We start from the raw sequence: 17,907 nt of genomic DNA, 5'->3' as shown, positions 1-17,907 counted from the left end.
GATTCGTTCTAACGTTTAGGTTATCGACTTAGCTCGGTAAAAATTGATTCTATGCCATCCGCGAGCTCTTCAGGTTTATCACAACAACATTGCTCCTGCTTACCTTGAGTAAACGGGCAGTGAACCGGACAGCGCTCGGTTTGCTCAGTTGCATAATCTGGCATACTCAACAACGGAGATTCGTTAGCGCTGATTAATAAGGTCAAACACCCTACGGCTGTGCCATACCATTGTGATTCCCCAGGCTTTGTCACCACCAAGTCGGCAGCAGAAACTTTACTTAACATTTCCAGTAGTGGCAATTTACTGTGCGTATTTGTCCACACATTATACCCTTTCGCCTCTAGCAAGAGTGTTAACTCTGATACATATGGATAAGCATATCCATCATGGGCATCGGCGAGGCACAAGGCAATTGTCTTCGCGTGTTCAACTGAAGCTTGAACAGCGGAATTTCCTTTGTCATCTGAATAAATAGGAGACATAGCCGTAGGAATATGCTCAGTCGGTATGCGTATATCAATGTCGATATTTTTAAAGCCGCAGCACTCCCGTAAATAAAACTCAGTAAAGCCAGCGTCAAATTGTTGCTGCGTGTCCCACCAGCGACTGTGTAAACGGTTCATGCCACTAAATGAGCTTTGCATGTAATACTCTGTTGACTGCACAAATTCAGGTTTCAGGCTTTGCTCTTTAAATTGACTGAATAAACTGTGCACTGAGATATTCAACATGTTGCCCGCTACATTTTCGCCCGCATCGTGAAGAAAACGTGCTAAAAAGCACGGCATAAATGCCGTATCAAGGTTCACGATTTGACTATATTGATTGGGAATGATCTTTTCTGCCAATCCCAGAAAGGCTTCAATTGCGACTAATAAATCGTTTGGCCACGCATGAGCAGGTAGGCTAATTGTTGTAATATCTGGGTCAATTATCTTGATGATATCAACACCATCACCAAAGGTCAGAAAATCAATATGGCTGTCTGGGAATGTTTGGCGAAAATGCCGTAACGCCGCTACGCCGATTGTGGCTGTATCTTTCACACTCAGCATTCGGATAAGCAGTATACGCTGGGACTTTGGCGATGCACACTCGTTCATTCTATTCCCCCTTGTTGAATTGGATAAACGCTTTATACATTAGCTCAGCGCGAACCCAATCCTCAAGCGTGTCGATGTCTTGTACTAGATGGCGGGGCAACACAATAGGAATACTGGTTTCACTGAAAGTAGGAATTCCTTCTAAAAAAGCTTCGCTAGTTCCCCAATAAAATTGCCCTGCATCATGATAGCCCTCTTCTAAATCCTGAGAGCGTTTTGGAATATCTTGAGGATAAAAAGGAAATACACCACCGTTTTGCATTTTAAGTGCCCGCTGAATGGGGAATGGAAAGCTGGTCACAGAAAAGGCAAAGTGTTTTAAACGATTGGATGTTAGCCTTTCGAACCCTTCTTGCAGTGACGAGACTTGAATAAACGGCGCTGTCGCGTAAATGCAGCATGTATAACGTGGGTTTGTTCCTCGTGCTAGCATTTCCTTAATTGCGTGTCGAACAACAGGCCCAGTACCGGTAAAGTCATCAGACAGATCACCCGGTCTCAGAAACGGTATTTCCGCACCATAGTCCTGCGCTATTTGTGCTATTTGATCACTGTCGGTAGATACAATAATCTTGTCAAACAATCCTGAATGCTTCGCAGCTTCAATAGAGTAAGCAATTAACGGCTTCCCGCAGAACATTTTACTGTTTTTACCTGGAATACGCTTACTCCCGCCTCTAGCGGGGATAACGGCAAGGTTCATTTATCGAGACTCACTGTAACACTTCATGCAGGCTATCAATTACATGCCGCTGTTCGGACTCCGTCATTGCTGGAAATAACGGCAAGGTTATAGCACTTTGATAAAATTGTTCAGCATGGGGGAAGTCCCCTGACTGGAAACCTAACTTTTGATAATAAGGTTGTTGATGAATAGGGATATAGTGCACGTTAACGCCAACCCCTAGGGCTCTTAGTTCGTCAAACACCTGCTTACGGTCATGCGCTAATAGTTCAATCATAAAAAGATGCCAAGCACTGGTAGCAAGCGCTTTCTCATCGGGTAGCTTTACGGGTAAAGCATGCAATGCATTTACATAAACAATGGCTTTTTCACGTCTGTGCTGAATAAACTCATCTAATTTGTTCAACTGCGATAAACCCAAAGCCCCATGCAGATCGCTCATCCGGTAGTTAAAGCCTAATTCGTGCTGCTCGTAGTACCAAGCACCTTGCTCTTTGTCCTCAAGCAAGGATGGCTCGCGAGTAATACCATGCTTAGCAAACAAGGTTAAGCGTTCTAGTAAGCTGTTATCATTTGTTGTGATTGCACCGCCTTCTGCTGAGGTTATCGATTTCACAGGATGAAAACTTAGCACTGTCATATCACTGTATTGGCAACAACCCACAGGTTTACCTTGATAGGTCGCCCCTAGCGCGTGAGCCGCATCTTCAATCAAGGTAATATTGTACTGTCTCGTTAATGCTGAGATCGCCTGCATATCACAGCTTTCACCTGCAAAATGCACCACAATCAATACCTTAGGAAGTTTCTCGCAATGTGCGAGTTTGTTTTTTAATTGTGTTAAACAGATGTTTCTTGTCAATGGATTAATATCTACAAAGTCGATATCAGCGCCGCAATAGCGCGCACAATTAGCCGAAGCAACAAATGAATTTGGAACGGTCCAAACGAGATCTGACCGCCCCACACCCGCAGCTAGACAGGCAACATGAAGTCCTGAAGTGCCGCTGTTTACAGCCAGTGCGAATTGGGCATGTGTATACTCACACAGTGCCTTTTCAAATGCAGGAACCGCTACCCCCTGAGTGAGGAACTGATTTTGGAGAACGTTAACTACCGCATCAATATCATCTTGATCAACAGTGTGACGTCCATATGGCAACATATTCAAAACTATTCCGTGACTTTATCTAACTTGCGTAGCTCTTCAACCGATAAAAAGTGAGGATTCGTGCCAGAGTGGTACTCAAATTTGTCTTCTACAGGTTTACCGATTTCACCAAGTTTATTGCGTTTGTAGTTTATATTCTTTTCAAAAAATATAATGGCAGGTGTGATGACATAATGGTCGTCAAACTCTAATGAATGATGCGCCATCTCTTCTGGCACCATCACTTCGTGTAGCTTCTCACCTGGGCGAATACCTACCAGATCATGCTCCCGTGTGCCGCTCATAGATTCCACTAAATCAAGAATAGCCACCGAAGGTATTTTCGGCACGAAAATTTCGCCGCCTTGCATACGTTGAAAATTTCTTACAACGAATTCCACCCCTTCATCTAAGGTGATCCAGAAGCGGGTCATTTCTGCATGGGTGACTGGCAAATTTGTTTTTCCTTGCTCCAATAAAGAGCGATAAAACGGTACAACAGAGCCTCGAGAGCCGACAACATTACCGTAACGTACCACTGAGAAACGCGGCCCTTTAGCCCCGGAAATATTATTTGCCGCCACAAACAGCTTATCCGAAGCGAGCTTGGTAGCCCCATAGAGGTTAACCGGATTTGCTGCCTTATCGGTCGATAAGGCAATCACCCGGCTCACATTCGTCGCTATCGCTGCGTCAATGACATTTTGTGCACCATTGATATTAGTTTTAATACATTCGTTCGGGTTATATTCTGCTGCAGGGACTTGTTTTAACGCGGCAGCATGAACGACAAAGTCAACGTCACGCATGGCCGAGATTAGCCGTTCTTTGTCACGTACATCACCGATAAAGTAACGCATACATGGCGCATCGAACACCTGCTGCATTTCAAATTGCTTAAGTTCGTCACGTGAATAGATAATAAGTTTTTGCGGTTGATAGTGCTTTAAAAGAAAAGAAACAAATCGCTTACCAAATGAGCCGGTACCGCCGGTAATAAGAATTGATTTATTGTTGAACATTTTTCCATCACCAAGGGTTAAGCTAATTGGAGGTTTATCTTAGTCTATATGACTATGAATATTAAGGATATTAACAACATACGAGTAATTCAATATTAAACGAATATTCGTACTAATTAGTTGGTGATTGTTAATAATACTTTTTTACTGCTTTGCGTCCTCGAATCAACCCACTCAATTCTTTTAACGATTGATTAAATAGCTGCTGCGCACATTCAACTAATACCTCATTCGCTTTAATTTCTGCTTCGCAAAACTGTGTCTGTTGGGCTAGGTCTAGTGTGCTCAGATAATCCTTAATACAAAGATCACGCTTAACTGACAGAGCATGAAATGATTTTTCATCCAATACCTCATTATGAAGTAAGGCGGTAATTTCCTGATTAAGCTTTGTTAACTCAGGCGGGGTAAATGGGTGCTCTAGGTTAATTTTATTCACACTACGGATTGACGCTTTTGTCGCTGTGCTTCGTAAGCTTCTTGTTTAGCATTTTCGGGGATCTGCGCCCAAGCTGTTTTAATCGGTAACATTAAATTAATGACCTCGTCCATAATTTGTACACTGTTTTGTACTGTCGCGTCAGTTAGCCTTTGCGCCATGTAATCATACAACGAGAATAAATTTTCAGCGACTTCAGCATCATTGCTTAAATCAAGCGTATCACGAAGGTTAATCAATATTGCTGTACATCTGCCAATGTGTTGTGCTTTCTCTGCATACTCTTGTCGTTCTATACAGCCTTTAGCGTAAGCCATGCGGTCGAGCGCGCCTTGCATTAGCATCAAGGTTAATTTGTGTGGATCTGCTTGGGCAATTTCTTGTTTTAAATTACCTTTTTTATAAGCATTGATACCTTTTAAAGCCATGTTAATTATCCTTTAAACCCTAAGCTGAACCTAAAGCGGCGACCAATGCTGAACCTGTTTGGTTAAGCTGTGCCACAGTCTGATCTAGATTCAAATATTTGTCGCGTAAAATCTGTTCTGTAGAGGCCATTCGTAATTCGAACTGCTCTCTTTCATTCGCTAACTGATCTTTCTGATCTCTAACAGAGCGTTCTCTGGACGAGAGTAAGCCACTAAAATTCGTATACTGCTCTACATATTCATACATGCGAACAGCAACACCCTGCTCATCATCAGCAAACAATGCGGCGATATCATCAAAATTATCTTCAAGGGCGTCGCGCAGCCTGTCCTCTCCGCTACCAAAGCCATACTTATCTGACGAACCGATTTCTAAATCACCGTCCTCATTAAACTCGATGCCCAATTGGAATAATGTTCCTAAACCAGACGAAGATACACTGGAACTAATCATGTTCGATAGACCTTGCTGGATGCCCCGAATCATCGAGTCGCCTGCAAGGGCACCATCTTCTTCTAAATCAGATAGACCATATCGAGTAAGCGAGGTGATTTGGGTATTCAACGCATTAAAGTTGTCTACAAAGTCGCGTATTTTTCCTTCTAGACCTTCTGAATCAAAGCCGATTTTTAAGCTAGAGGTGAGAGGTGTCACCCCATCATCACCAATTTCAGAGAGCTGAGAGACGGTAAATGATACGTTCTCAATCACATTCTCAAATTTCGTCGTGCTACTTTCAACAGCGATCCCATCTATGGTTGCCTTAGAATTTTGTGCATTTTTAACCGGAGATAGATAGTTAACGGTTTCACTCGAGTTGGTAGTTGCCACTCTATTGAGCTCTGCCAAATCATTGTCATTGACGATAACGAGGTCATTCCCTTCTCCCTCAACAGAGGAGGTAAACACAAGCTTAGCACCACCAGATGCAGTACCTGTATCAATGATACTCGAGCGCACGCCGAAATTATCATCAGCGTTGTTAATCGCTGAGCTAAGCTGCTGCAATGTCATTCCCGCATTCACATCAATGGAAAAACTGTCGCTGGTCGCGCCAATCTTAAACGTCAAACTTCCCGAAGGCGGATCAAGTAAAGTTGGTTGGGTATAAACAGGATCGCTGGTACTGGAAAAACCACCGTCAGCTGCATTGTCAGTTTCAATACGACTACCACTGGCTATTTGTGTCACAGCAATGGCATAGGTTGCCTCAACGGCACTATTTGAAGCATCTGCGGTAAACGGCTCAACATTTTCGCTAGGGTTTTTAATTGTCGGTTCACGACCTTTCAAGTTTGCATCACTGCGCAGTTCGTCCACGCTATCCAAAAACTCTTTCATTTTAGATTTTAGCGTACCAATACTCGAAATTTCAGCATCATAAGATTCTTCCTGAGAATCTAGACGTTCTTGCTTAGGGGCGCGTTCCGCCTCTAGCAATTGACTGACTAATGCCTCTAAATCAAGTCCTGAGCCGACACCTAGCGATTGAATTGACATAATTACCTCTTATTTAGATACACATGCGTTATGCCTGTTTATCAAAAAACATACCCACTGCTGAACCAACATCCATCTGCAACTCTTTGATACGTCGTGATAAATTAAGCACCTCTTCAGTCGGGATTTGTCTAATGACATCCCCGCTATCAGAGTCGGTCACCTTAACCACTTGTTTACCACTATCGTCATCCACCGAGAAATTCAACTGCTTATTTCTCGTTTGAACAAACTCATTCACCTCTGAAATCGCTTCTTCCAAGTTTTGCTGATTTGGTTGCAACGCCTCATCTAGTTCTTTATCGGCGGTTAGCAAAATCTCTTTAGCTTGCTCAATACTAGCTTCCTTTACTAGCCCCGTTTCAAATAAAGGGGCGCTGGTTTGCCGAGAGCCAGCTAGGTTTTCAGAGTTTGTATCATCTGCAAAAACAGCAACATTCTTGCCAACTTGTGAAAGATTAATATCCATAATGTCCCCCTAAAACAAGGAAGGGAACATGGCGTGTTAAAACCCAATGTTCCCTCTTCATAAATCCTATCAACCGAACACTATTATTCAGTATAAACTATTTTTAAATGGCCACTGTGTAAGACAATTATCCTAATAGGCTCAAGGCGGTTTGGGGAGCTTGGTTGGCTTGACTCAAAACCGACAGTGATGCTTGCTGAATAATTTGATTACGCGTCAATTCAGCTGTCTCTGCTGCAAAATCCGTATCGCGTATACGTGAGCGTGCACTGGATATATTCTCAGAGATATTGCTCAAGTTACGAATGGTTGACTGGAAACGGTTTTGCAAGGCACCTAAGTCAGCACGAACCCCACCAACAACCGAAATCGCTTCAGAAATAGCCGTTAATGCGGCCGACGCCCCCTCAACCGTATCGACGTTTAAATCATCGATACTCAACCCTGTCGCCCCAAAGCCATCATTACGTGACAAATTCACTGAGATATTTTGGTTACCGTTTGCCCCCACCAAAAAGCTAGCTGAGAAGGTACCAACCAAAATATCCGTCGTTCCGAACTGAGTGTCAGTGGAAATACGGGTGATCTCAGACTTAAGCGCAGATACTTCTTTTTGCAGGGCCGCTCTATCAGCATCTGAGTTAATGCCGTTCTGAGATTGCACCGCTAGCTGACGAATACGCTGTAGAGAAGACGTTACTTCTCCTAACGCACCCTCAGCGGTTTGCGCCAAAGAGATCGCGTCGTTTGCGTTTCTAGCTGCTTGATCTAGCCCTTGTATCTGGGTTGTTAAGCGATCGGATATTTGTAACCCTGCTGCATCATCTGCCGCTCGGTTAATACGAAAGCCTGATGATAAACGTTCGAACGATGTATTAAGTGACGCGCCTGAATTGAACAACTGACGCTGAGCATTCAATGACGGTACGTTAGTATTTACGAATAATGCCATGTTAAAACCTCCTGGAAACCTACCTTCAGCCTATAAAGCTAAGTAAGCCCGCCTCAAAATTCAGTTACAATGAGCCTCCTCATTGAAACTGCCTCACTACGTTTCTGCTTGGCACCTCTACCTCGCAAAAAACTCTACAAGTGATTAATTAGATCACCCCTCAGCTAATGTTATCGACCACAACTTCAGCAACTTTAATTTTTATTCGTCTTTTTTTGAAAAAATATCTCTGCCAGAGCGGCATACTAAAAAACTGCAATCGAAAAACATTGGCATGTGAAGTGCATATCAAGAAGGGTGATGCAATAGAAAATTGAGAAACGCCAAGAACTTGGCGGGTAAATAAAAAAGGCCGGGCCAAATGACCCGACCGAATTGCTCACGTTAGGAGAACGAGCAAAAAAGTTTCTGTCCGACTGGCAGATCAGAGAATGAATACTGGCCTCTCAACCAAACTTCTACACTCTCAGTTCTGTTGGTCGGCGTTTTTGCGCAACTCCAGTCACGCATCTTCCCTGACAAAATGAAGCAACCGTCCTTGGTTACTTTCAGGGTGGCCTCTCATTTCCTACCCTCTGAGTAATTCTTTAGAAAATGACATTTAACTAATAGGTTAATTGTCCGTCATTTTTGTCAACGATAATGAGAGTATCGCAGCACCTAACAGGTCAATACTGCCGGTTAGACGGCAAATTTTGTAAAATAAGTTGCCAAACTTTGCCGCTCATCGCCACTTATTGAGAACGAACGAGTCGTTTATAAAACTCCGCTGATGATTAAATTATATTCACTTATCAGTTCATACGGCCTATTTCAATCATCTTTATAGTGACTACCTAAGTCTTACGTTTCATTGCTTCATTGCTTCATTGCTTCATTGCTTCATTGCTTCATTGCTTCATTGCTTCATTGAAACGCTAGTATGAAGAGTATTCAGTATCAATTTTTTGGCAAAGTCTTATAAAAGAAGCCACAGTCCTACATTTTATAAATAGTATTTCGGTACATTCCTAACAACACCTTGCTCTAAACTGAATTTCACAAACTAATTCATAGCCCTAAAACAAGGTGGCTCTAACCAATTATCACGTAGAGCAAATTTTCTTGAAACTCGTTTTGGCACACAACCTGCTTTACTATATCGCCAACTGGTACCCTGGTTGGCATGTTTTGTTAGTGTTACCACACAGCAAAATGTATCGAGCGAAAGCTCTAGCTGACAGGCAGGTTTGATGGCCTAAACCTCAAAACCTCACTACCTCCTGGCATCTTCCTTGTCTGTCAGCCATTCCTATTTAATTTATCTATAAAACGCGCGCCACCGACAATAAAGAGTAAGTGACGTGTTTTATATTTATCCTTGCAACAATTGCAATGCTGACTGAGGTCTTTGATTTGCCTGACCTAACACGGTGATACTCGCCTGCTGGATAATCTGCCAGCGTGTCAATTCAGCGGTTTCTACGGCAAAATCAGTATCTCGAATTCGACTTCGTGCGGCTGCTACATTTTCAGAAATGTTACTTAGGTTACGTATTGTAGACTGGAATCTATTTTGTATTGCACCGAGGTCTGCACGTTTTGCATCAATGATAGAAATGGCTTCTAACACAGCAACCATCGCTCTTGACGCCCCAGCAACTGTCGCCACGGATATGTCTTCTCCGTCAAACAATCCTGCCGCCCCAAAACCATTGGTACGCGATATATTTATACTGATAGTCTGTCCTGGGTTCGCTCCGACGAGGAAAGCCGACGAGTAATCGCCACCTAAAATATTCACCCCACCAAACTGAGTGGTAGCGGCAATACGGCTCATTTCAAACTTCAACGCATCGACTTCTTTTTGCAGCGCTAATCTGTCTGCGGATGCATTGATCCCGTTTTGCGCTTGTACTGCTAATACTCTAATTCTCTGTAAAGCAGTCGTCACTTCACCTAACGCACCTTCAGCGGTTTGCGCTAAGGAAATGCCATCATTGGCGTTTCGAACGGCCATGTTAAGGCCTAAAACTTGGGTTGTGAGTCGGTTAGATATTTGCAATCCTGCCGCGTCATCTTTGGCGCTGTTAATTCTAAAACCAGATGACAATCTTTCAAACGACGTATTTAGGTTATTGTTCGACGTGAATAATTGACGGGTAGCATTCAACGACGACACATTCGTATTAACGAATAAGCTCATTTTCTTTCTCCTAACGATTTTTTTAAACAATCACCCGACTATTGATTTTATTATTGTCGTGGTGAATACAGGACCTTGCTTTTATTATTATTGGTCTCTGTTCTAGTGCTGGCTTATTATTTTTATGAGTGACCTAGCGACTATGTTTAAGTTATCGAACAGACACAGAAAATCCTTTAGTTAAAAAACCAACTAAATATTTTTTCTCCATTAATTCAATAGCTTGCAATTAAAAATAATTGCAAAAAAAGCCGAAGGAAGTCCTTCGGCTTAACGCTCTTACGTTAGGAGAGAGTGAGCGGACTCTCAACTGATTGGTTCTTTTTAACCTGGTGCACTACCTCCTGGCTTCAAAGCCCCAAGCAGTAGGGTCTCGAAACCTAGGTTAACTAACCAATTAACCTAGTAAAGATAAAGCTGACTGAGGACGCTGATTAGCCTGGCTCAGTACGGTTAAACTTGCCTGCTGAATGATTTGGTTACGCGTCAATTCTGCAGTTTCTGAGGCGAAATCAGTGTCACGAATTCGTGAACGTGCACCTGATACGTTCTCAGAAATATTTGATAAGTTACGAATGGTTGATTGGAAACGGTTTTGCAGCGCACCCAAATCAGCTCGAACACCACCCACTGAAGATATGGCTTCTGATATTGCCGTCAACGCAGCTGATGCACCTTCAACGGTATCAATGTTTAAGTCATCAATGTTTAGACCTTCAGCACCGAACCCGTTAGGACGAGATAAGTTGACTGAAATATTTTGGCCGCCATTCGCCCCAACTAGGAATTTAGCAGAGAAGTCACCTTTAAGGATGTCTGTGGTACCAAACTGTGAATCGGTTGAAATACGTGTAATTTCAGATTTAAGCGCAGACACTTCTTTCTGCAAGGCAACACGGTCCGCAGATGAGTTAATCCCATTTTGAGATTGCACTGCAAGCTGGCGTATACGTTGCAATGAAGATGTTACTTCACCTAGCGCGCCTTCAGCGGTTTGCGTCAATGAAATCGCATCGTTAGCGTTTCTTGCTGCTTGGTCAAGACCTTGGATCTGCGTGGTCAAACGGTCAGTGATTTGAAGACCTGCAGCGTCATCTGCTGCACGGTTAATACGAAATCCTGATGAAAGACGTTCAAAAGAAGTATTCAAGCTAGAAGCTGAATTGAATAATTGGCGTTGTGCGTTCAAAGACGACACGTTGGTATTTACGAATAAACCCATGGTTTTCTCCTACACTCTCAGTCCAGTTTTCACTGGCAACCGAAAATCATAATCGGTGGTTAAATAACACTAATTAGTATGATGACTTGTTAAATAAATCATCATTACTGGCTCTCTCAGAAATGTTATCGACGGTAGGAAAATTCTCTTTAACAAAAATTTGCCGTTTTTTAAGAAAACGGCAAGCTATTGCCGCTTTGCAATTGCTAACCAATTGAGTTTCAATGGTTTTATTGAACCGAAAATGATTAAAAATAATGCAAATTAAAAATATTAAGCGCCTAACTTACGCTCACAAGCATCATGCATTTACCGATTTATGCGACTTTAGGGGGGCGCTATATTGCTGCTATCGAGTGGCAAGCAACCATGTGAGTGGTGATGGTGTAATAGATATCGTCACCATAACCCCACATGGTCATGTGGAATATAAGCAGCGTATTAATCTTCCCAGCACAGATCTGCGGGACCCTAAGTTAAGTATTACCCCAAAGGGTAAGTTAATGTTGTTAGCGTATGCGCGTAGATTGGCATCTCCCCACCATTTAGGGCAATTAGGAGCAAATATCCCCGTTATCTGGACGTCACAAGATGGTCTCAGTTGGTCTAGCCCGACGAACATAGGTGAAAAACATTGGTGGTTGTGGCGTTTACGCTGGCATGACCACAAGGCCTATGGTTTAGCATATAACCGCTCGGCGAACACAGTACATTTTTATTCTGGTGAGCCTAAGCGCAGTTTTCATCGCACTCAAAGCCAGATATTTAGTTTGCAAACGCATCACAAAGGCTACCCCAACGAGAGTGATATGTGCTTTACAGACGATGGAACTGCGTATGTCGTCTTGCGCAGAGACAGCGATACATACACCGCACAACTTGGAATAAGCCGGCCCCCATACACCCAATGGCGCTGGACAGATCTAGGCTTTTACTTAGGTGGACCAAACATGCTTAAATTAGACGAGCAAAGCGCGTTGCTAGCGGGAAGAGTTTTGTATAAAAACAAACTGGTTACAGCAGTGCTGAAGATAGAACTTAAAAGTGCGAAGGTTACACCGCTCAAAATACTGCCATCCTCAGGAGATAACAGTTACCCTGGCATGGTGAAGCGCGGAAATACCTTACTCGTGAGTTATTACTCAGCCCATCAAGACCAACAGGCCCACATCTACTTAGCGCAATTAACACTTTAATCCTAAAAAGTGCTCATGCTATGCGCAGTGGGGAGATGAACGTTCTAACTGATATAATCAAAAAGCGAAAGCCCGGTCACTTTAGCAAACGTGGCTTGGGCAGCCTGCAGGGCAGCTTCTTGCTTACTTAATTCAGACACCGCCTCAGCATAATCAACTTCTTCGATATTGGCGCGGGCAGTCTTGTTGGAAATTTCTAGATCTAAGTTCGATGCAAACACCGACTGAGCGACATTGAGCTTCCCCCCCAACAGTGAAATTGAATCAGCAATACTCGTTAAACTGTTATCAACGCCAATCAATGCATCACTAATTGCCTGGGCATAGTCTTGATCCGATATATTTTCATCGTTAAGGCTGATATAAAAATCGTTTAGTGTTTCGGCAATATTCTTCTTCTCAGGCTTTTGCAGAGCATAATTAACCGTATCACCTACTGCCCCTTCGATGGTGAACTCTTGTCCTTTAAACTCAAACGGCTCACCACTTATGAAAGGCTGGGTACCGACCACAGCTCCCGTGCCAACATTGGTAATTGTGACTTGATCAGCCGCGCTAATACTGATTTGAAACTCGTTGTTTGCGGCGACGACAGGATCATAATTTTGTGAATGAAACTGATCGAATTCATTTTGTGTGCTGATCCGCGTCGAGGCCGAAGTTACACCACTTGAAGAAGTGATTTGGCTATCTAAGCGCGCGTAAACGTCTTCAAAAACAGTCTGCCCAGAATTGTTCATGGCAAGAGAAAACGTATTCGAGATTCGAATTTCGTTTAAGCCTTCGTCTCCTTCAAACGCGTATTTGTTGCCAGAAGCACCGGCAGTATAGCTAAACGCAGGGGTAGCAGATTGGTACCCGGCAAATATGTACTCACCATTAGCACTTTGGCTATTCATGGCGTCAAAAATTTGATCTCGAATTTGACCTATTTCAATGGCAATGGCTTTTCGGTCGTCAACATCAAGGATCCCGTTACCCGCCTGGATCATAAGCTGACGAGCTCGCTGAATATTATCAGTGACATTACCGAGTATGGTTTCTTCCTGTTCAATACTGTTGGTCAACAGATTATTGTTTTTGTTGTATTGATTAATTAAGTCTATTTCTTCCGTTAAGCGGATAACTTGGGCTGAACCGACAGGATCGTCGGATGGTCGAAGTAACTTTTTACCTGTCGATAGCTGTTGCTGAACATCGGACAAATCGTCTTGATTATCCAATACAGCACGAATGCTTCTGTCATATAATTGGCCAGTGGAAATACGCATTATATTCCTCTCACGTTTTTCATTATCTCACCATGCTTAATATGGTATCGAACATTTCTTGCGCTGTGTTTAACAAGCGCGCAGATGCAGCATACGATTGCTGAAATCGCACCAAGTTTGCAGCTTCTTCATCTAAACTTACCCCAGATACCGAATCAAACCAGTCTTGAGATTGAAGCTTTAATGCCTCTCCCGCTTTAACTGCAATATCAGCGTTTGCTGATTTTTGACCAATATCACCAACAATATTCGCATATGCCTCATGAAAACTCACCGGATCCCCAGAACCAGCATTATTTAATTGCATGCCATTTTCATTTTGCAAATTCGCCATGATCAAACCATTGCGATTGTCGTTCAAACCGTCTTGATTGTAGCCAATGGAAAAGGTGTCTCCTGCTTTAGGCTCACCCTGTAACGTAAAGTCATAACCTGGATAATTATCGAGCGCGCTAAATGCCGCAGGCCATCCGGCGGTACCGGCAGCTTGTTCTAACAAATTGTCGAGCGATGAGATACCACTGACCGTCGTAATAACCGTGCCGGCACTATCGAGTACTTCATATTCAGTGGCTGAATTAAAACGCACAGATGCTGGTGCGCCTACACCACCGCCAGGGGCTGCGCCTGGTATATGAATACCACCAGCACCGTCAAAACCTGAAGAGCGAGCATCGAAAGGCGATGTATCTACAAAGGTATTGGTAACGCTTGTTGATACTAATTCAGCCCCGCCCAGATTGTCATCGCCCGCTTCCACCCTAATTGGGCTGGCAAGTGCTAAATCTTCGGGACGAGTAGTAAACACGTCGATTTTATCCGCCACGTCTTTTGTCGGCTGTAGTAAAAATTGATCGCCAACTGTGTAGCCCGTGCCCTTAGAAAACTCCAATTCAATTCCACCAAAGACTTCATTGAACTCACCACTTTGTGCCGTAAGGCCAGAATAACTTTGCGTTACAGGGTTGCCATTAACGTCCGTCACAGCTGATCCATCGATATTGAGCAAAGCAACGGTCACATCGACTGTTGGCGGAACGCCGCCTGTCACACCATCAATCGTGACATGATAATCTGCACTGGTAATATCGCTCGCGCCACCTTTAGAGATACGCCCATTGACGATAGAGGTGTTGTCAATATTGGTAGGGTAATTTAAACCTGTGGTAATGGGACGCGTAAAAATTTCTCCCCCTAACTGCTGGTCAAAGTCCATACCGGCTCGATTTTGCGTGTTCACTGCTTCAGTGACTGCCAATGCAATCTGACCGAGTTCTCGCCGGCTTGGCTCTAACACCTCATCGCGATATCGGAATAGCCCGCCAATAGTGCCACCCAATTCTGTTTCAGCTAAGTTTAGCGAGGTGGGTTTGCCATTACTGGTTAGTTGTAATGATTTATAGCTAAGATCCGCGCTATTGTTCACTTCAAATACGCTAAACGTACCATCTTGCATCACCAATGATTCACCTGATGTGAGGTTAATCATAATCGAGCCATCGTTATTGGAGCTCTCGCGCGTTTCAATCGATACTAAACTACTCAATTCTAAGACTGCGGCATCTCGCTCGTTCATTAGCGCACCAGGCACGTCATGACGGTTATTCGCCTGAGCGATACGAATAGATTCATTAAACGATGCGATCGATTCAACTAATGAGTTGACCTTATTTAAGGAGTCTGTGAATTCAAAGTTTATCTCACGCTCTTTCTCGGTCAAAAAGGTGGATAGGGTTCCCATTTGCCCAAGCATGGACTCAGCATCACCTAGCACCAGTTGACGCGCTGACATATTCGTTGGGTCATCATTTGCAGTTTGTAGGGAAGCGAAGAAGCGACTCATACTCGCTGATACACTGTTAGCTTCACTGGCAAACACATTGTCTAGAACAGCGGTTTTGGTCCAATAAGCTTCGTGTTCAGCAAGGTTAGTCGTGTCACGGCGCAATTGATTTTGCGCAAATGTATTCATGACTCGCTCGGTGGTGTACTGCCCCACCCCGCCGGTTAACTGAGCAACAAAGCTTGTACGCTCTCGCACATAACCGTCAGTATTCACATTGGCAATATTGTTACCTGTAGTGCTCAGTAATTGGTTGCTTGCCTCAACACCAGATCGGGCTATGGACACTAAATCCGCCGTTCTAATCATTTTTTATACTCCGCAAACTGATGCTGTTCATGGTTGATACTGCCGTAACGAACCACTGTTCAATACAGACAGTATTTTGTCAGCATAAGCAGGATCGGTGGCATAACCCGCTTGTTGTAATTCGCTAAAATAATTTTTAGGGTTGCCGGTATTTTCCAACGCTTGCTGGTAGCGCGGGTTGTCTTTTACGAACGATGCATAATCGTGCATTGCATCGTTAAAAGAGTTGTATGCTCTAAATTTGGCTTTTTTCGGGGCGGCCAATCCTTGCTCAAACTCGATTGTACTCACATTTGCCGTGTCACCCTGCCAACCATTACCGGCTTTTATGCCAAATAAGTTGTGGGTATTCCCCTTATCTGTGTGCATCATGTATTGTCCCCAGCCAGTCTCTACCGCGGCTTGCGCTAACAACGCTTTAGGATCAATACCGAGTTCTTTAGCCACTTGCTGTGCTACAGGATAAAGCGTATCTAAAAATTCATTTTGATCACGAAAGGCAGCGTCTTTGTAGCCCGCGTTTGACGATACTCTTTCTGGCAACACACGCTGTTGCGCCTGTTCAATATTTTGTGCGCTATGACGATTAATATCTGACAGATTTGCATCGTTACGAATAACACTAGAAGGGGTAAATCCGTTTCCACCTTTACTCAATTGTTTAACTATGATGTCGGCTAAACCGATACTGCCATTATTCGACATATCGGTGGCTAATTGTTGATCATGCATGTCGCGGTAAAACTTTACCTGCTCTGAGTTGAATGGGCTGTCTTTGTCGGCCATCACATCTTGTGCTTTTCGCATAGACTTGAGCATCATTTGTACAAAAATCGCTTCGAATTGCTTCGCTGCTTCTTGTAGGGCTGCGTCATCACCGCTTTGCGCCGCACGGCGCAATTTATCAAGGCCTTGAATGTCATTCGCATTACGCGACATATCAAACTGACCTTGAAATTGAATGCTATTGTCTATGCTATCCATCGGCTATGCCTCGCCCAATCAATCACGTTAAATCACTACCAACTCACCTTGTAAAGCGCCAGCTTCACTAAGCGCTTCAAGGATTGCCATTAAGTCACCTGGGGCAGCACCAACTTCATTCACTGCACGGACTAATTGGTCTAAGGTCACCCCGGGGTCAAATTTGAACATGCGCGTATCATCTAAATTAACATCGATGATCGACTGATCCGTCACTACGGTCTCACCTTGGGCCAATGGATTAGGTTGAGAGACTTGTTGATTTTCGCTGATTGTTACCGTCAACCCCCCATGGGTAATGGCCGCAGGTAACAAACGCACATCTTGACCAATCACAATGGTGCCTGTTCGGCTATTAATAACGATTCGCGCTGGCGCTTTGGCCGGCATAAATTCAAAATTCTCTAAGGTGGCTAGAAACCCAACGCGCTGGCCGACATCTCTTGGAGCAGAGACCCGAACTGACGCCGCATCAATTGGAGTGGCAATAATATACCCCTTATCGGGATCTGCCCCTAAACGCTGATTAATCGTGTCAGCTAGAATTTTCGCCGTTGAAAAATCAGGGAAATTTAGATTCAACGTCAAGAAATCATTTTGCATAAAACCACTAGGAACGGCTCGTTCGATGAGCGCGCCATTTGCGATTCGTCCAACCGTTGGTGTGTTAGCAACAATTTTAGAGCCATCGGCGCCTTGTGCACCAAAACCACTGACCACTAAGCTTCCTTGGGCCACGGCATATACTTTCCCGTCCAGCCCCTTTAAAAAGGTTTGCAACAACGTGCCACCACGTAAACTTGCCGCCTCCCCCACTGAGCTTACAGTCACATCGATTGTTTGACCTGGCTTTAAAAAAGGAGGCAGTTCAGCATGAACCGCCACGGCGGCAACGTTCTTTATTTTCGGTTTTAAGCTGCTATCTAAACTAATACCAAAATTCGTTAACATGGTACGAAAGCTTTGCTCGGTAAACGGGCTTTGCTCACCTGTACCCGGCAAACCTACCACCAGACCATAGCCTACCAATTGGTTACTTCTCACCCCTTGCACGCTGGCTAAGTCTTTTATTCGCTGGGCTTGTCCTACTGGAGCAACAATGATGCTCGTAACCATAAGAATGAACAAAAGTAGTTTCATATAAA

General features: G+C 43.8%; 16 protein-coding genes. 1 reads left to right on the top strand and 15 read right to left on the bottom strand.

Annotated elements, in window-relative coordinates:
• Positions 1 to 20: 20 nt before the first annotated feature.
• The 11 genes from FX988_RS18995 to FX988_RS18945 form a co-directional block, all read right to left on the bottom strand.
• Positions 21 to 1,106: a hypothetical protein gene (locus tag FX988_RS18995; protein ID WP_160181670.1), complete on the bottom strand. Its 1,086-nt coding sequence runs from the start codon at positions 1,104 to 1,106 to the stop codon at positions 21 to 23.
• A 1-nt stretch (position 1,107) separates the two neighbouring features.
• On the bottom strand, positions 1,108 to 1,809 hold the full coding sequence (pseF, locus tag FX988_RS18990) for a pseudaminic acid cytidylyltransferase (RefSeq protein WP_160181669.1): 702 nt from the start codon (positions 1,807 to 1,809) through the stop codon (positions 1,108 to 1,110).
• A 10-nt stretch (positions 1,810 to 1,819) separates the two neighbouring features.
• Positions 1,820 to 2,956, bottom strand: coding sequence for a UDP-4-amino-4,6-dideoxy-N-acetyl-beta-L-altrosamine transaminase (gene pseC / locus FX988_RS18985; protein ID WP_160182238.1), 1,137 nt, complete (start codon positions 2,954 to 2,956; stop codon positions 1,820 to 1,822).
• 8 nt (positions 2,957 to 2,964) lie between these two features.
• Positions 2,965 to 3,963, bottom strand: a complete 999-nt coding sequence (gene pseB, locus FX988_RS18980) for a UDP-N-acetylglucosamine 4,6-dehydratase (inverting) (protein WP_160181668.1) — start codon at positions 3,961 to 3,963, stop codon at positions 2,965 to 2,967.
• A gap of 130 nt (positions 3,964 to 4,093) precedes the next feature.
• Entirely contained in the window at positions 4,094 to 4,402 is a 309-nt protein-coding gene (locus FX988_RS18975; RefSeq protein ID WP_160181667.1) for a hypothetical protein, read from the bottom strand.
• Positions 4,399 to 4,830, bottom strand: coding sequence for a flagellar export chaperone FliS (fliS, locus tag FX988_RS18970; protein WP_160181666.1), 432 nt, complete (start codon positions 4,828 to 4,830; stop codon positions 4,399 to 4,401). The genes FX988_RS18975 and fliS overlap by 4 nt, the downstream gene beginning before the upstream one ends.
• 19 nt (positions 4,831 to 4,849) lie before the next feature.
• Complete coding sequence (gene fliD, locus FX988_RS18965; protein ID WP_160181665.1) at positions 4,850 to 6,331, bottom strand: flagellar filament capping protein FliD; 1,482 nt, start codon at positions 6,329 to 6,331, stop codon at positions 4,850 to 4,852.
• Positions 6,332 to 6,359: 28 nt separating this feature from the next.
• A complete protein-coding gene (locus FX988_RS18960; RefSeq protein ID WP_160181663.1) occupies positions 6,360 to 6,800 on the bottom strand; it encodes a flagellar protein FlaG in 441 nt (146 codons plus the stop codon).
• Between the two features lie 127 nt (positions 6,801 to 6,927).
• On the bottom strand, positions 6,928 to 7,752 hold the full coding sequence (locus FX988_RS18955; RefSeq protein WP_160181661.1) for a flagellin: 825 nt from the start codon (positions 7,750 to 7,752) through the stop codon (positions 6,928 to 6,930).
• 1,354 nt (positions 7,753 to 9,106) lie between these two features.
• Positions 9,107 to 9,937, bottom strand: a complete 831-nt coding sequence (locus FX988_RS18950; protein ID WP_160181659.1) for a flagellin — start codon at positions 9,935 to 9,937, stop codon at positions 9,107 to 9,109.
• A gap of 397 nt (positions 9,938 to 10,334) precedes the next feature.
• Entirely contained in the window at positions 10,335 to 11,159 is an 825-nt protein-coding gene (locus tag FX988_RS18945; protein WP_160181658.1) for a flagellin, read from the bottom strand.
• Between the two features lie 257 nt (positions 11,160 to 11,416).
• Between FX988_RS18945 and FX988_RS18940 the strand changes: the two genes are divergently transcribed.
• On the top strand, positions 11,417 to 12,355 hold the full coding sequence (locus FX988_RS18940; protein WP_160181656.1) for a hypothetical protein: 939 nt from the start codon (positions 11,417 to 11,419) through the stop codon (positions 12,353 to 12,355).
• 44 nt (positions 12,356 to 12,399) lie between these two features.
• On the opposite strand, the gene flgL is transcribed toward FX988_RS18940, so the two are convergent.
• The 4 genes from flgL to FX988_RS18920 are packed head-to-tail and all read right to left on the bottom strand — an operon-like array spanning position 12,400 to position 17,902.
• Positions 12,400 to 13,626, bottom strand: a complete 1,227-nt coding sequence (gene flgL / locus FX988_RS18935) for a flagellar hook-associated protein FlgL (protein ID WP_160181654.1) — start codon at positions 13,624 to 13,626, stop codon at positions 12,400 to 12,402.
• Between the two features lie 22 nt (positions 13,627 to 13,648).
• Positions 13,649 to 15,778 carry a FlgK family flagellar hook-associated protein gene (locus FX988_RS18930; protein ID WP_160181653.1) on the bottom strand — a complete coding sequence of 710 codons (2,130 nt, stop codon included), beginning with the start codon at positions 15,776 to 15,778 and terminating at the stop codon, positions 13,649 to 13,651.
• 27 nt (positions 15,779 to 15,805) lie between these two features.
• The gene (gene flgJ / locus FX988_RS18925; RefSeq protein ID WP_160181651.1) at positions 15,806 to 16,762 is read right to left on the bottom strand and encodes a flagellar assembly peptidoglycan hydrolase FlgJ; all 957 of its coding nucleotides are present in this window, start codon (positions 16,760 to 16,762) and stop codon (positions 15,806 to 15,808) included.
• Between the two features lie 27 nt (positions 16,763 to 16,789).
• Positions 16,790 to 17,902, bottom strand: a complete 1,113-nt coding sequence (locus FX988_RS18920; RefSeq protein WP_160181649.1) for a flagellar basal body P-ring protein FlgI — start codon at positions 17,900 to 17,902, stop codon at positions 16,790 to 16,792.
• Positions 17,903 to 17,907 lie beyond the last annotated feature (5 nt).

Origin of the sequence: Paraglaciecola mesophila (assembly GCF_009906955.1) — a bacterium.
GTDB classification, from domain to species: domain Bacteria; phylum Pseudomonadota; class Gammaproteobacteria; order Enterobacterales; family Alteromonadaceae; genus Paraglaciecola; species Paraglaciecola mesophila_A.
This window is presented reverse-complemented; position numbering and strand designations above follow the sequence as displayed.

What these genes read in the sequence shown, in the direction of transcription:
- FX988_RS18995 (WP_160181670.1), bottom strand. Translation starts at nt 1,106, where the DNA reads ATGAACGAGTGTGCATCGCCAAAGTCCCAGCGTATACTGCTTATCCGA.
- pseF (WP_160181669.1), bottom strand. Translation starts at nt 1,809, where the DNA reads ATGAACCTTGCCGTTATCCCCGCTAGAGGCGGGAGTAAGCGTATTCCA.
- pseC (WP_160182238.1), bottom strand. Translation starts at nt 2,956, where the DNA reads ATGTTGCCATATGGACGTCACACTGTTGATCAAGATGATATTGATGCG.
- pseB (WP_160181668.1), bottom strand. Translation starts at nt 3,963, where the DNA reads ATGTTCAACAATAAATCAATTCTTATTACCGGCGGTACCGGCTCATTT.
- fliS (WP_160181666.1), bottom strand. Translation starts at nt 4,830, where the DNA reads ATGGCTTTAAAAGGTATCAATGCTTATAAAAAAGGTAATTTAAAACAA.
- fliD (WP_160181665.1), bottom strand. Translation starts at nt 6,331, where the DNA reads ATGTCAATTCAATCGCTAGGTGTCGGCTCAGGACTTGATTTAGAGGCA.
- FX988_RS18960 (WP_160181663.1), bottom strand. Translation starts at nt 6,800, where the DNA reads ATGGATATTAATCTTTCACAAGTTGGCAAGAATGTTGCTGTTTTTGCA.
- FX988_RS18955 (WP_160181661.1), bottom strand. Translation starts at nt 7,752, where the DNA reads ATGGCATTATTCGTAAATACTAACGTACCGTCATTGAATGCTCAGCGT.
- FX988_RS18950 (WP_160181659.1), bottom strand. Translation starts at nt 9,937, where the DNA reads ATGAGCTTATTCGTTAATACGAATGTGTCGTCGTTGAATGCTACCCGT.
- FX988_RS18945 (WP_160181658.1), bottom strand. Translation starts at nt 11,159, where the DNA reads ATGGGTTTATTCGTAAATACCAACGTGTCGTCTTTGAACGCACAACGC.
- FX988_RS18940 (WP_160181656.1), top strand. Translation starts at nt 11,417, where the DNA reads ATGCAAATTAAAAATATTAAGCGCCTAACTTACGCTCACAAGCATCAT.
- flgL (WP_160181654.1), bottom strand. Translation starts at nt 13,626, where the DNA reads ATGCGTATTTCCACTGGCCAATTATATGACAGAAGCATTCGTGCTGTA.
- FX988_RS18930 (WP_160181653.1), bottom strand. Translation starts at nt 15,778, where the DNA reads ATGATTAGAACGGCGGATTTAGTGTCCATAGCCCGATCTGGTGTTGAG.
- flgJ (WP_160181651.1), bottom strand. Translation starts at nt 16,762, where the DNA reads ATGGATAGCATAGACAATAGCATTCAATTTCAAGGTCAGTTTGATATG.
- FX988_RS18920 (WP_160181649.1), bottom strand. Translation starts at nt 17,902, where the DNA reads ATGAAACTACTTTTGTTCATTCTTATGGTTACGAGCATCATTGTTGCT.